Consider the following 13,802-nt stretch of genomic DNA (forward strand, 5'->3'; position numbering starts at 1 on the left):
CCGTTGTGGGTACTGCGGTATGGGGCCTATCGCCGGCAAGCCGGCGACAACGCGTTGTGAACCCGGATCAGACCAGCCGCGACAGCATCGTCTCGGCTTCCTGACGCTGGGCCCCGTCACCGTCCTTGACCACTTCATCAAGGATGTCCCGCGCCCCCTGGTGATCCCCCATGTCAATGTAGGCACGTGCCAGATCGAGCTTGGTGGCCACTTCATCACTGCCAGAGAAGAAGTCGAAGTCCAGGTCGTCCAGAGGCTCGGGTTCGGGCTGCGCAACTGCATCTTCAGTGGTGAAGTGCGGTTCCAGCGAAGGCGATTCGAGGTTCTGCGACAGCTTGTCCAGTTCCGCGTTGACGTCCTCCAGCTCCGAAGCGAAGCTCTTGGCAGCCGGCGAATCGTCTTCCAGCGACAGCGACAGATCGAAATCCGACGGCAGGTCGAGCTCGGTGATCGGCTCGAACTCCGGCACGCTGTCGAAGGCTGCCAGTTCAGCGGCGACATCTACCGGCGCCTCTTCGGCGACAGCCGGGGCAACCGGCTCGCTGACATCAAGGTCGAAATCGTCCAGGCCCGCCACCGGCTGTGGCTCAGCCTGCGCCAGCATCGCCTCGAAATCGGCATCGGCTTCTGCTTCTGCTTCTGCTTCTGCTTCAGCTTCGGCTTGCAGCTCAGCCTCCACGGCTGCCGGCTGTTCCTCTACCTGCACATCGTCCAGTACGGGTTCATCCAGTACCGGTTCATCCAGCACAGCCTCGTCCAATACTGGCTCGACTGGCTCGTCCAGCAGCGGTGCTGCCAGCGGATCTTCGCCAGGCAGGTCTTCACCCAGGCTCAGATCGAAGGCGTTGTCCAAGTCCGACTCATCAAGCGACGGAACCTCGGTGAAGGCGTCGATTTCAGACTCGGGGATGTCATCCAGCTCGGGTTCTGCCTCTGCGACAGTGTCGGGCTCATCCTGCAACTCTGGTTCAACTTCTGGTTCAACTTCTGGCTCGGCCTCAGGCGCTTGCTCTGCCACTTCCTCGGCAACGATGTCTTCAACCACCGGTGCCTCAGGCTGATCCTGCAGCAGACCCTGCACGTACTGCTCATCCATCTGAGCAGCCAGCGCTGCCGCGCCCACACCGGCGGCGGCCACACCCAGCATGGCTGGGTAGCGCCCTTTGAGCTCCTCGACCTGCGTGGCGTTGTGCTCGGTGGCCGGCAGGACGCGCTCCTGCTCGACGAAAGCACTGTGATCACCCTGGCGGGCATACACTTCCATCAGCTTCAGGCGCAGCGCGTCACGACCGGGTTCTGCAGCGAGCGCTGTTTCGAGCAACTCGGCGGCATGATTCAGACGACCACTCTCCAGGCTCTGCTCGACTTCCGCCAACAGCGCGGCGGTGGCATCTGGCTGAGGCTCTGTGTCGCCGACCGGCGCTGCGGTTTTTTCCGCGGCAGCGGCGGCGGCGGCAGAGGCCGCGACTACTGCTGGCGACAGCGTTACGCTCGGCGCCGAGACCTCCAGCCCTTCAAAGCTGTCGGAGGCCATCTCCAGCCCCTCGACCGGCTCTTCTTCAGCCAAGGCCCGCGCCATGCGCAGGTGTTTCTCTGCCTCTTCCTGGGCCTTGCGCTTGCGCATCAGCAACACCAGCAAAAGCAGTAGCACGAGGAACGTAGACCCTGCGATCAGCCACAGCAGCCAGGGGTTGCCGAGCACATCGTCAAAGGTGCCACGCGGCTGGGCGGCGGGTGCCGCCTTGGCGGCCGGCGCAGGCTTCACCACAGGCTGAGCATTTGCCGCAGGTTTAGCCGGCGCAGGCTCGCCTGGCAGTGCAGCGGCGACCGCTGCCTTGCCGGCTGCGCCCTGGGCTTCAAGCCGGGCCAGTTGGTCGTTTTTCAACGCGATCAGACGCTGCAGCTTGTCCAGCTGGCTCTGCAGGTCGGCCATGCGGCTCTTGAGCTCATCGTTGTCGCGGCGGCTGGTGTCGAGGCTTTCCTGGGCCACGGCCAGCTTGTCGTTGAGCGCCTTGGCCTGCCCAGCACCCGCCCGGTTGCCGGGGCTGACCAGGCGCAGGTTGTCACCTTGGGCAATGCGCTCCGGCGCCGCCTCGGCGGCACCGCGGCGGGTGGCGTCGAGCTGGCGGGCACGCGGCCCCAGGCGCCGGCCTTCACGCCAGGCCGCATACTGCTCGGCCACGTCGCGAACCGCCTCGCCCTGGGCAATGTTCTGGATCTGTTGCTGATCGGGCAGGCGCAGTACCTGGCCAACCTTCAACTGGTTGATGTTGTTGCCAATGAAAGCGTCCGGGTTCAACGCCTGGATCGCGATCATGGTTTGCTGAATCGAGCCGCCCTGGCTGTTGCGCGCAGCAATTTGCCACAAGGTGTCGCGACGCTGGGTGGTGTAGTTGCTCGCGCCCGTCACAGCCGGTGCGACATTGGCCGCCGCAGGTTGCTTGCCCTGAGCCTTGGCCTGGTCAAGCAGCACGCTGTAGTCACGCAGCAGCCGCCCCTGCGGCCACATCACCTGCACCAGGAATTTGACCACGGACCCCGGCAGCGGTTGGCTGGACGTGACGCGCAGCACGCTCTTGCCGTTGGGGTTGATCACCGGCGTGAACGTCAGGTCTTCGAGGTAAGTTGGAAAGGCTACCCCCGCCTTGCTGAACTCTTCCGGCGGCGCCAGGCTCGGCGCCACTTCGGCGGCAGTGAGGTCGCGTACGTCGAGCAATTCGATCTCGGCGTCCAGCGGCTGATTCTGTGCCGACTTCAGGGTCAGCTCCCCCAAGCCCAACGCATTGGCCATGCCCGACGACAGCGCCGAGGCAGCCGCCATGGCCAGAACCAGTTTGCGAATTCGAAGCATGACCTCTTCCCTTGTATGAATCGTCCCGAAACCTGCATGCAGAGCAGGACAAAAGTGCTCGCAGTATCTTTTACGGCATGTGTTTAATCAACAATTGCGCCACCTGCACAGCATTGAGCGCGGCGCCTTTGCGCAGGTTGTCGGTGGTCAGCCAGAGGTTGAGCTGCTGGTCTTCATCGACACCATGGCGTACACGACCAACATAGACCACGTCTTGGCCCACTGCGTCACCAACCGGCGTCGGATAATCGTCGCGTTCCACCAGTTCGACACTGTCGGCAGACTCAAGGGCCTGATTGACCGCTGCCAGGTCGACCGGGCGACGGCTTTGCACAGCCACACTGAAGCTATCGCCGAAAAACACCGGTACTTGAACGCAGCTCACGGAAATCTTCAGTTCAGGCTGGCCAAGCAGCACCCGCAACTCGCTGACCAGGCGCCGCTCCAGCGCGGTATGGCCCTGTTCGTCGGCGGCGCCGACCTGGGCCAGCAGGTTGAAGGCTACCTGGCGGTCAAAGAAGCGCGGCTCAAGTGGGCGGGCGTTGAGCAGCTCGGCGGTCTGGCGGGCCAGCTCGCTGACCGCTTCGCGCCCCTGCGCCGAAACCGCCAGCGAGGCCATCACCTGGACCCGTTCGATGTCCAGCAGGCCTTTGAGCGGCGCCAGCGCAACGGCCAGCGCGACGGCGGCGGAACTGGGGCTGGCAATGCGCGCGGGCAGCGCCAGGCCGGCAAGGCGTTCGGCGTTGGCCTCAGGGACCAGGGCAAGGGCATCGTCCAGGCCGGCGGACAGGTCGATGACCGTGCAGCCAGCCTGCAGGGCCTTGCTGGCGAAGCTGCGGCTGACCGCGGCGCCAGCGGCGAAGAACGCCAGTTTGACCTGGGCGAAATCGAAGCTGTCCACTTCGCGAACCTTGAGCTTCTTGCCGGCAAACATCACGCTGCTGCCCGCAGATTCCATGCTGGCCAAAAGGTGCAAGGTGGCGACCGGGAACGCCAGTTCTTCGAGAATCTGTACAAGGGTTTCACCGACGCTGCCGGTGGCGCCGACGACGGCGATATCGATAGAAGGGTTCATGCTGCGGGCTGCCTCAGGCGAAACGGGAGCGGCACTTTACTCGCATTGCTCAGGCGTGGCCAACGCAGCCGACGCAAAGGCCGTCAGAACGGCTTCTCACGCGTGAGGCTGATGCTGCTCTGAAGATTGGCAGGCATAAAAAAACCCGCGCAGTCACCCGCGCGGGTTTTCGATTAAACCAGAGCGATCAACGCTCCAGCAGAATCCGCAGCATGCGGCGCAGCGGCTCGGCGGCACCCCACAGCAGCTGGTCACCCACGGTGAACGCGCCCAGGTAGTGCGAACCCATGTTCAGCTTGCGCAGACGGCCCACCGGAATGTTCAAGGTGCCGGTAACCTTGGTCGGGGTCAGCTCTTGCATGCTGATCTCACGCTGGTTCGGCACCAGTTTCACCCACGGGTTGTGCTGGCTGATCATGCCTTCGATGTCGGCGAGCGGCACATCCTTGTTCAGCTTGATGGTCAGCGCCTGGCTGTGGCAACGCATGGCGCCAATGCGCACGCAGATACCGTCGACCGGGATCGGGCTCTTGAAACGACCGAGGATCTTGTTGGTCTCGGCCTGGGCCTTCCACTCTTCACGGCTCTGCCCGTTCGGCAGCTCCTTGTCGATCCACGGAATCAGGCTGCCGGCCAGCGGCACGCCGAAGTTCTCGGTGGGGAAGGCTTCGCCACGCATGGCCTCGGCAACCTTGCGGTCGATGTCGAGAATGGCGCTGGCCGGGTTGGCCAGGTCATCGGCCACGGCCGCGTGGGTAGCGCCCATCTGCTTGATCAGCTCACGCATGTTCTGCGCGCCGGCACCGGAGGCCGCCTGATAAGTCATGGCACTCATCCACTCGACCAGGCCGGCTTCGAACAGACCGCCCAGGCCCATCAGCATCAGGCTGACCGTGCAGTTGCCGCCAATGTAGTTCTTGGTACCGGCATCGAGCTGCTGGTCGATGACCTTGCGGTTGACCGGATCGAGGATGATCACTGCGTCATCCTGCATGCGCAGGGACGAGGCGGCATCGATCCAGTAACCCTGCCAGCCGGCTTCGCGCAGCTTGGGGAAGACCTCGTTGGTGTAGTCGCCGCCCTGGCAGGTCAGGATCACGTCGAGGGTCTTGAGTTCTTCAATCGAATAAGCGTCCTTGAGCGGACCCGTATCCTTGCCCACGTTCGGGCCTTGGCCACCGACATTGGAGGTGGTGAAGAACACCGGCTCGATAAGGTCGAAATCCTGCTCCTCCAGCATCCGCTGCATGAGCACGGAACCGACCATACCGCGCCAACCGATCAGACCTACACGTTTCATCGCAACTACACCTTTGCTAAAAGTGGGCCGCCACCGACCAAAAACGGTGGCGGGCCAGAGAGATTACAGATTCCGCAGCGCTGCGACTACTGCGTCGCCCATTTCCTGCGTGCCTACTTTGTCGCAGCCAGCCGACCAGATGTCACCGGTGCGCAACCCTTGGTCCAGCACCAGGCTAACGGCTTGCTCGATGGCCTCGGCGGCAGCGTGCTGGTTGAAGCTGTAACGCAGCATCATCGACACCGACAAGATGGTCGCCAACGGGTTGGCGATGCCCTTGCCTGCGATGTCCGGCGCCGAGCCGTGGCACGGCTCGTACATGCCCTTGTTATTGGCATCCAGCGACGCCGAAGGCAGCATGCCGATGGAACCGGTCAGCATGGAAGCTTCATCCGACAGGATGTCACCAAACATGTTGTCGGTCACGACCACGTCGAACTGCTTGGGCGCGCGCACCAGCTGCATGGCGGCGTTGTCGACGTACATGTGGCTCAGTTCGACGTCCGGGTAGTCCTTGGCCACGTCTTCGACCACTTCGCGCCACAGCTGGCTGGAAGCCAGGACGTTGGCCTTGTCCACCGAGCACAGCTTCTTGCCGCGCACACGGGCCATGTCGAAACCGACGCGGGCGATGCGGCGCACTTCGCTTTCGCTGTAGGGCAGTGTGTCGTAGGCCTGGCGCTCGCCACCTTCGAGTTCACGCTGGCCACGTGGTGCACCGAAATAGATACCACCGGTCAGCTCGCGGACGATGAGGATATCCAGGCCCGAGACGATCTCTGGCTTGAGCGAGGAGGCATCGGCCAATTGCGGGTAGAGGATGGCCGGGCGCAGGTTGGCGAACAGGCCCAGTTGCGAGCGGATTTTCAGCAGGCCGCGCTCAGGGCGGATGTCACGCTCGATCTTGTCCCATTTCGGGCCACCCACGGCGCCGAGCAGTACGGCATCGGCCTGACGCGCACGTTCCAGGGTCTCGTCGGCCAGCGGCACGCCGTGCTTGTCGATGGCCGCGCCACCGATCACATCGTGCGCCAGGCTGAAGCCGAGCTGGAACTTGTCGTTGGCCAGCTCCAGCACCTTGACCGCCTCGGCCATGATTTCGGGGCCGATGCCATCACCTGGGAGAATCAGAATCTGCTTGCTCATGCTTTCCTCTATCCATTCAAGCGGTGCGGCCAGCTCGGCCACACCGAACAAAACTCAGCGCTCGGCCCACAGTACCAACACATCGGTGCTGAACGAACCATCGGCTTCAATCTGGTAATACTGCCGCACTTCCTCGCCCATGGCTTGCTGCAATTGGCGAATGGCCACGCGCATCGGTTCGGGGGTACGCATACGCTCGACCCAGGTGCCAAACTCCAGGCGCAGCGGCTGCCGGGTGTGGCTGCGCACATGCAGGCCGGCTTCGCTGACCTGGCGCTGCCATTCGGCGGCAGAATAGTCACGCACGTGGCTCGTGTCGCGCAGCACCTCGACGGTTTGCAGGTAGGTGTCGAGCAACGGGCTGCCCGGCGACATGACATCGATGAAGGCCGCCACCCCACCCGGCTTCAGTACGCGGCGCACTTCGCGCAGGGCCAGGCCCAGGTCGCTCCAGTGGTGCGCCGAGTAGCGGCTGAAGACGAAGTCGAACGAGGCGTCGGCGAAAGGCAGGCGTTCGGCGGCGCCGCGTTGCGTGGTGATATTGCCCAGGCCGCGCTCGGCGGCGGCGCTGGCAACCACATCGAGCATGGATTGCGACAGGTCGTAGGCGACCACTTCGGCAACCAGTGGCGCAACGTGGAAACTGACGTGACCGGCACCACAGCCCAGGTCCAGCACGCGGGCCTCGGCCTTGCCTGCCAGTTCGGCTTGCAGCAGGGCGAACTCGGTGCCTTGGGCGTGTACGGCGCTGCTGAGGTAGGCGCTGGCCTGTTCGCCGAACTGGCGTTGGACCACGTCGGTGTGGGTGGTGCTGGTCATGGGGCAATCCTTTTGGTTTTTTTGCCTGCGCCGGCCTCTTCGCGGGGCAAGCCCACTCCCACAGCTACTGCACAAGGCCTTTAGGGCAGAGGAGTTCCTGTGGGAGCGGGCTTGCCCCGCGAAGGGGCCAGCCCTGTCACCTACACCTATCAGGCGTCGCGAAACAGCCAAGGCTGGCTGGCGCGGTGCTTGCCTTCGAAGGCTTTGATCGAATCGCTGTCCTGCAAGGTCAGGCCGATGTCGTCGAGGCCGTTGAGCAGGCAGTGCTTGCGAAACGCGTCGATCTCGAAGTGCAGCACCTTGCCATCAGGACGGGTAACGGCCTGCGCTTGCAGGTCGATGGTCAGCTGATAGCCAGGGTTGGCTTCGACCTGCTTGAACAATTCGTCGACTTCTTCATCGCTCAGGATGATCGGCAGCAAGCCGTTCTTGAAGCTGTTGTTGAAGAAAATGTCGGCAAAGCTTGGCGCGATCACGCTGCGGAAGCCGTATTCGTCCAGCGCCCATGGCGCGTGCTCGCGGCTCGAACCGCAACCGAAGTTCTCTCGCGCCAGCAACACGCTGGCACCCTGGTAGCGCGCGTGGTTGAGCACGAACTCCTGGTTCAGCGGGCGCTTGCTGTTGTCCTGGTAGGGCTGGCCCACGTCCAGGTAGCGCCACTCGTCGAACAGGTTGGGGCCAAAGCCGGTACGCTTGATCGACTTGAGAAACTGCTTGGGAATGATCTGGTCGGTGTCGACGTTGGCACGGTCCAATGGCGCGACAAGGCCAGTGTGCTGGGTAAAGGCTTTCATGCTGCGCTCCCTTGGATCAACTCGCGGACATCGATGAAGTGGCCCGTCACCGCAGCGGCGGCGGCCATGGCCGGGCTGACCAGGTGGGTACGACCACCGGCACCCTGGCGGCCTTCGAAGTTACGGTTGGACGTGGAGGCACAGTGCTCGCCGCTTTCCAGGCGGTCCGGGTTCATCGCCAGGCACATCGAGCAACCCGGTTCACGCCACTCGAAACCGGCTTCGAGGAAAATCTTGTCGAGGCCTTCACGTTCGGCCTGCGCCTTCACCAGGCCCGAACCCGGGACGACGATGGCCTGCTTGACCGTGGCGGCGACTTTGCGGCCCTTGGCGATTTCTGCCGCGGCGCGCAGGTCTTCGATCCGCGAGTTGGTGCAGGAGCCAATGAATACGCGGTCAAGCTGGATATCGGTGATCGCCTGGTTGGCGGTCAGGCCCATGTACTTCAAGGCACGTTCGATCGAACCACGCTTGACCAGGTCGACCTCGGCAGCCGGGTCCGGCACACGCTGGTCTACCGCCAGTACCATCTCGGGCGAAGTGCCCCAGCTGACTTGCGGCTTGATCTGCGCGGCGTCCAGTTCGACCACGGTGTCGAACACGGCATCAGCATCGGAAACCAGGTCTTTCCACGACTCGACGGCCTGCTCCCACTGCTCGCCCTTCGGTGCATAGGGGCGGCCTTCAACGTAGGCGACGGTGGTGGCATCGGTCGCCACCAGGCCCACACGGGCACCGGCCTCGATCGACATGTTGCAGATGGTCATGCGGCCTTCCATGGACAAGCCACGGATAGCGCTGCCGGCGAATTCCATGGCGTGGCCGTTGCCACCGGCGGTGCCGATCTTGCCGATGACGGCGAGGACGATGTCCTTGGCGGTGACACCGGCAGGCAGTTCGCCTTCGACGCGCACCAGCATGTTCTTCATCTTTTTGGCGACCAGGCACTGGGTGGCGAGCACGTGCTCGACCTCGGAGGTGCCGATGCCGTGGGCCAAGGCGCCGAATGCGCCGTGGGTGGAGGTGTGCGAGTCGCCGCAGACCACGGTCATGCCAGGCAAGGTGGCGCCCTGCTCCGGGCTGATGACGTGGACGATGCCCTGGCGTTCGTCATTCATCTTGAATTCGACGATGCCGTACTCGTCACAGTTCTCATCGAGGGTCTGCACCTGCAGGCGCGACACCTGGTCGACGATGGCTTCGATACCGCCCTTGCGCTCTGGCGTGGTCGGCACGTTGTGATCGGGGGTGGCGATGTTGGTGTCGATGCGCCATGGCTTGCGCTGCGCCAGGCGCAGGCCTTCGAAGGCCTGGGGCGACGTCACTTCGTGGATGATGTGGCGGTCGATGTAGATCAAGGACGAGCCGTCATCACGGCGCTTGACCTCGTGGGCTTCCCAGAGTTTGTCGTAGAGCGTTTTGCCAGCCATCAGACTGTTCCTCATCAGCGTCTTTCTATGCCAAAGACCCCTTGGCTTGTACGGACGATGCTATGGCGATAGATTGAATAACTCAAATTCATATTTTTCATGCTTTGCATAACCATCAGGAATCAGAGAGATGGACCTGGCCAACCTCAGTGCTTTTATCGCCATCGCCGAAACCGGCAGCTTTTCCGGCGCCGGCGAACGGCTGCACCTGACACAGCCCGCTATCAGCAAACGCATCGCCGGCCTTGAGCAGCAACTGGACGTGCGCCTGTTCGACCGCCTGGGCCGTGAAGTGACCCTGACCGAAGCTGGGCGGGCGTTGCTGCCAAGGGCTTATCAGATTCTCAACGTGCTCGATGATACCCGCCGCGCGCTGACCAATTTGACGGGGGAAGTGAGTGGTCGACTGACCCTGGCCACCAGCCACCATATCGGTTTGCACCGTTTGCCCCCGCTGTTACGGGCGTTCACCCGGCAGTACCCTTCGGTTGCGTTGGATATTCAGTTCATGGACTCAGAGGCGGCCTACGACGAGATTCTCCATGGCCGCGCCGAAATTGCCGTCATTACCCTGGCTCCAGAGCCCCATCACCTGGTCAAGGCGATCCCGGTCTGGGACGACGCCCTGGACTTCGTCGCCGCCCCGGAACACCCGCTGGCCAACAACCACGCGGTCAGCCTGGCCGATGTCGCCCGCCACCCGGCGGTATTCCCGGGTGGCAACACCTTCACCCACCACATCGTCCAGCGCCTGTTCGAAAGCCAGGGCCTGACGCCGAACATCGCCATGAGCACCAACTACCTGGAAACCATCAAGATGATGGTTTCCATTGGCCTGGCCTGGAGCGTGCTGCCGCGCACCATGCTCGATGATCAGGTTGCACCCATCGCTTTACCCGGCATACAGCTGTCGCGCCAGCTAGGCTACATTCTGCACACGGAGCGAACGCTATCGAATGCGGCGAGGGCCTTCATGGCCCTGCTCGACAGCCATGCAGGGTCCGCCTGACCGGTCGTCAGTTCGGCATTTCCAACTCAAGGACGCGTCAAACGCCAAAGGTCTGGTACCAATGCCCAAATCAGCTAACCGCTTTCCGCGCCTGCCGCGTATCCCTGCGGCCGACCCACAGGAGTCCGAACAGGCCTGGCAGAGCGCCCCGCAATTGCTCGCCGCGCTCAACGGTGCCCGCCTGGGCGCCTGGCTGTGGGACATCGAAACCGGCCGGGTCAGCTGGTCACGTGGTACCCAGGCACTGTTCGGCTTCGACCCGCAACGCCCGCTGCCCAACGACATCGACTACCTAGACCTGCTGCCCGAAGAAGACCGCGCGCGCACCCGCCAGCTGTTCCAGGCAGTCGTCAACGGCGAGCCCGTGGAGCAAGCCATGCGCCACCGCATCCGCTGGCCAGATGGCAGCCTGCACTGGCTGGAGATAAACGGCAGCCTGACCCACGACCGCCACGGCCGACCGCAGATGATCGGGGTGATCCGTGAGATCACCCGCCAACGCGAGCGCGAAACGGCGCTGATCAACTCGGAAAAACGCTTTGCCACGCTGTTTCACCTGAGCCCCAATGCCATCCTCCTGACCCGGCGCCACGACGGCATGATCTTCGAGGTCAACCAGCACTTCGAAGACATGTTCGGCTGGCCCGGCAGCCAGGTGATTGGCAAGACCAGCCTGGAGCTGGGCCTGTGGGTGCACCCCGAGCAACGCCACCAGATACTGGACGCCACCCGCGCCAGCGGTGGCCCGCTGACCATGGAAGTGCAGTTCCGGGCCAGCAACGACAAGGTGCACGACGGCATCCTCTGTACCCAGGGCATCGAGATGGACGGTGTGACGTTCCTGCTCAGCACCTTCGTCGACACCACCGAGCGCAAGCGCGCCGAGCAGGCCCTCAAGGACAGCCAGGAGCGCCTCGACCTGGCCCTGGATTCAGCGCAGTTGGGCACCTGGGACTGGCACATCCCCAGTGGCATGCTCTACGGCTCGGCCCGCGCCGCACAATTGCATGGCCTTGACCCGATCCCCTTCCACGAATCATTCGATGCCTTTTTCGAAGGCGTGCCGGAGCAAGAGCGCAATGTCATGCGCCAGGCCTACCGCAGCCTGCGCGAAGGGCCTGCCGGCAATTACCAGATCACTTACCGGGTGCAACTGGAGAACGGCGCATCGCGCTATATCGAAAGCCGTGCACGGCTGTACCGGGACGACCAGGGCACCCCCCTGCGCATGGCCGGCACCCTGCTGGACATCACCGACCAGGTCGAGCGCGAGCAACGCCTGAGTGCCTCGGAAGAGAAATTTGCCAGCCTGTTCCAGGTCAGCCCCGACCCCATCTGCGTGACCCGCCAGGACACCGGCCAGTTCATCGAGATCAACCCGGCCTTTACCCAGACCTTCGGCTGGAGCGCCGACCAGGTGATCGGCCGCACCGCCGAAGAAATCGGCCTGTGGGCCGAGTCCATCGAACGTGCGCAACGCATCGAGCGGGTGATCCGTGAACAGGCCTTGAGCAACGTGGCGGTAGTGGTCAATCACCGCAACGGCGCCCCCTTGACCTGCGTGATTTCCAGCCGCCTGATCAGTGTCGATGACCAACCCTGCAGCGTCACCACCCTGCGCGACATCACCCAGCAGCAACGGGCCGAGGCGGCACTGAAATCCAGCGAAGAAAAATTCGCCAAGGCCTTCCACTCCAGCCCCGACGCCATCACCATCACCGAGCGCTACAGCGGTCGCTACCTGGAAATCAACGACGGTTTCTGCCGGCTGACCGGCTACAGCGCAGCCGAAGTGGTCGGGCGCAGCGTATATGAGCTGGGCATCTGGGCCGACGACAAACAACGCAGCGCGCTGCTCGCTGAGCTCAAGGAGCGTGGCCGGGTGCACCATCGGGAGATGCTCGGGCGCAACAAGCGCGGCGATATCCTCACCGTCGAAGTGTCGGTGGAGCCCATCACCCTCAACGAAACGGACTGCCTGCTGCTGACCGCCCGCGATGTCAGCCAGTTGAAGAATGCCCAGGCGCAGATCCGCCACCTGGCGTACCACGACCCCCTGACCAACCTGCCCAACCGCGCCCTGCTGATGGATCGCCTGAGCCAGCAGATCGCCCTGCTCAAGCGCCACAACCTGCGTGGCGCGCTGCTGTTCCTCGACCTCGACCACTTCAAGCACATCAACGATTCGCTTGGCCACCCGGTGGGCGATACCGTGCTGAAGATCATCACCGCGCGCCTGGAGGCCAGCGTGCGCCTGGAAGACACCGTGGCGCGCCTGGGCGGCGACGAATTCGTGGTGCTGCTCAGTGGCCTGGAAGGCAGCCGCGAACTGGTCGAAAGCAAGGTACGCGAATTGGCCGACACCCTGCGCGAACTGCTGGCCGAACCGATGTCGCTGGATGGCCAACGCCTGCAGGTGACCCCCAGCATCGGCGTGGCGCTGATCCCCGACCACGGCACCACCCCCGCCGACCTGCTCAAACGCGCCGATATCGCCCTGTACCGGGCCAAGGACTCCGGGCGCAATACCACTCAGTTGTTCCACACCACCATGCAGAAGGCCGCCAGCGAGCGCTTGCGCATGGAAAACGACCTGCGCCTGGCGCTCGCACGGGGTGAGCTGGCCTTGCACTTCCAGCCCCAGGTGGATGCCCGCGACAACCGTATCGTCGGCGCCGAGGTGCTGCTGCGCTGGCACCACCCGCAACTCGGCCAGCAGCCACCGGCGCAATTTATCCAGGTGCTGGAAGAAAGCGGGCTGATCCTGGAAGTGGGCAGCTGGATTCTCGATGAAGCCTGCGATGCCTGCGCGCGCATGCTCATGGATGGGTTGATCGACGCGGATGACTTCAGCCTGTGCGTGAACATCAGCCCGCGGCAATTTCGCCAGAACGATTTTGTCGGGCGGGTCCTGCGTAGCCTGGACGACTACCGCTTGCCACGGCGCATGCTGAAGCTTGAGATCACCGAAGGCATCGTCATCCAGAACCTGGAGGACACCATCAGCAAGATGCGCGAGCTCAAGCGCTACGGGGTGAGCTTTGCCATGGACGACTTTGGCACAGGCTATTCGTCGCTGACCTACCTCAAGCGGTTGCCGGTGGATGCACTGAAGATCGACCAGACCTTTGTGCGCGATGCACCGATAGACCCCAATGACGCCGAGATCGTCCGCGCCATCGTCGCCATGGCCCACAGCCTTGACCTGACGGTGATCGCCGAAGGTGTAGAGCTCACCGAGCAGCTGGAGTTTCTTGAAAAACTGGGCTGCCACTTGTACCAGGGCTACCTGCACAGCCGGCCGCTGCCATTGCCGGAGTTCCGCCAGATGTTGCTGGAAGCACCTGCGGATTACTGAGGCCAGAGACGCAAAAAGGG

At 63.4% G+C, this 13,802-nt stretch carries 9 protein-coding genes; 2 read left to right on the forward strand and 7 right to left on the reverse strand.

Features of this window, described 5'->3' with window-relative positions; translation table 11 throughout:
* Positions 1-67: 67 nt before the first annotated feature.
* The 7 genes from OGV19_RS16220 to leuC form a co-directional block, all read right to left on the reverse strand.
* Positions 68-2,851 carry a FimV/HubP family polar landmark protein gene (locus OGV19_RS16220; protein ID WP_264309684.1) on the reverse strand — a complete coding sequence of 928 codons (2,784 nt, stop codon included), beginning with the start codon at positions 2,849-2,851 and terminating at the stop codon, positions 68-70.
* 70 nt (positions 2,852-2,921) lie between these two features.
* A complete protein-coding gene (locus OGV19_RS16225) occupies positions 2,922-3,926 on the reverse strand; it encodes an aspartate-semialdehyde dehydrogenase (RefSeq protein ID WP_264309685.1) in 1,005 nt (334 codons plus the stop codon).
* Positions 3,927-4,113: 187 nt separating this feature from the next.
* Positions 4,114-5,226, reverse strand: a complete 1,113-nt coding sequence (asd, locus tag OGV19_RS16230; RefSeq protein ID WP_264309686.1) for an aspartate-semialdehyde dehydrogenase — start codon at positions 5,224-5,226, stop codon at positions 4,114-4,116.
* Between the two features lie 63 nt (positions 5,227-5,289).
* The gene (leuB, locus tag OGV19_RS16235; RefSeq protein WP_264309687.1) at positions 5,290-6,372 is read right to left on the reverse strand and encodes a 3-isopropylmalate dehydrogenase; all 1,083 of its coding nucleotides are present in this window, start codon (positions 6,370-6,372) and stop codon (positions 5,290-5,292) included.
* Positions 6,373-6,426: 54 nt separating this feature from the next.
* Positions 6,427-7,191, reverse strand: coding sequence for a class I SAM-dependent methyltransferase (locus tag OGV19_RS16240; RefSeq protein ID WP_264309688.1), 765 nt, complete (start codon positions 7,189-7,191; stop codon positions 6,427-6,429).
* Positions 7,192-7,340: 149 nt separating this feature from the next.
* The gene (gene leuD / locus OGV19_RS16245; RefSeq protein ID WP_264309689.1) at positions 7,341-7,985 is read right to left on the reverse strand and encodes a 3-isopropylmalate dehydratase small subunit; all 645 of its coding nucleotides are present in this window, start codon (positions 7,983-7,985) and stop codon (positions 7,341-7,343) included.
* The gene (gene leuC, locus OGV19_RS16250) at positions 7,982-9,415 is read right to left on the reverse strand and encodes a 3-isopropylmalate dehydratase large subunit (protein WP_264309690.1); all 1,434 of its coding nucleotides are present in this window, start codon (positions 9,413-9,415) and stop codon (positions 7,982-7,984) included. The genes leuD and leuC overlap by 4 nt, the downstream gene beginning before the upstream one ends.
* Positions 9,416-9,545: 130 nt before the next feature.
* Between leuC and OGV19_RS16255 the strand changes: the two genes are divergently transcribed.
* Together OGV19_RS16255 and OGV19_RS16260 are read left to right on the forward strand one after the other, a co-directional pair.
* A complete protein-coding gene (locus OGV19_RS16255) occupies positions 9,546-10,424 on the forward strand; it encodes a LysR family transcriptional regulator (RefSeq protein WP_264309691.1) in 879 nt (292 codons plus the stop codon).
* Positions 10,425-10,485: 61 nt separating this feature from the next.
* On the forward strand, positions 10,486-13,782 hold the full coding sequence (locus tag OGV19_RS16260) for a bifunctional diguanylate cyclase/phosphodiesterase (RefSeq protein WP_264309692.1): 3,297 nt from the start codon (positions 10,486-10,488) through the stop codon (positions 13,780-13,782).
* Positions 13,783-13,802 lie beyond the last annotated feature (20 nt).

Origin of the sequence: Pseudomonas putida (genome assembly GCF_025905425.1) — a bacterium.
Classification (GTDB): Bacteria; Pseudomonadota; Gammaproteobacteria; order Pseudomonadales; family Pseudomonadaceae; genus Aquipseudomonas; species Aquipseudomonas putida_AF.

What these genes read in the sequence shown, in the direction of transcription:
- OGV19_RS16240 (WP_264309688.1), bottom strand. Translation starts at nt 7,191, where the DNA reads ATGACCAGCACCACCCACACCGACGTGGTCCAACGCCAGTTCGGCGAA.
- OGV19_RS16255 (WP_264309691.1), top strand. Translation starts at nt 9,546, where the DNA reads ATGGACCTGGCCAACCTCAGTGCTTTTATCGCCATCGCCGAAACCGGC.
- OGV19_RS16225 (WP_264309685.1), bottom strand. Translation starts at nt 3,926, where the DNA reads ATGAACCCTTCTATCGATATCGCCGTCGTCGGCGCCACCGGCAGCGTC.
- leuB (WP_264309687.1), bottom strand. Translation starts at nt 6,372, where the DNA reads ATGAGCAAGCAGATTCTGATTCTCCCAGGTGATGGCATCGGCCCCGAA.
- OGV19_RS16220 (WP_264309684.1), bottom strand. Translation starts at nt 2,851, where the DNA reads ATGCTTCGAATTCGCAAACTGGTTCTGGCCATGGCGGCTGCCTCGGCG.
- leuD (WP_264309689.1), bottom strand. Translation starts at nt 7,985, where the DNA reads ATGAAAGCCTTTACCCAGCACACTGGCCTTGTCGCGCCATTGGACCGT.
- OGV19_RS16260 (WP_264309692.1), top strand. Translation starts at nt 10,486, where the DNA reads ATGCCCAAATCAGCTAACCGCTTTCCGCGCCTGCCGCGTATCCCTGCG.
- asd (WP_264309686.1), bottom strand. Translation starts at nt 5,226, where the DNA reads ATGAAACGTGTAGGTCTGATCGGTTGGCGCGGTATGGTCGGTTCCGTG.
- leuC (WP_264309690.1), bottom strand. Translation starts at nt 9,415, where the DNA reads ATGGCTGGCAAAACGCTCTACGACAAACTCTGGGAAGCCCACGAGGTC.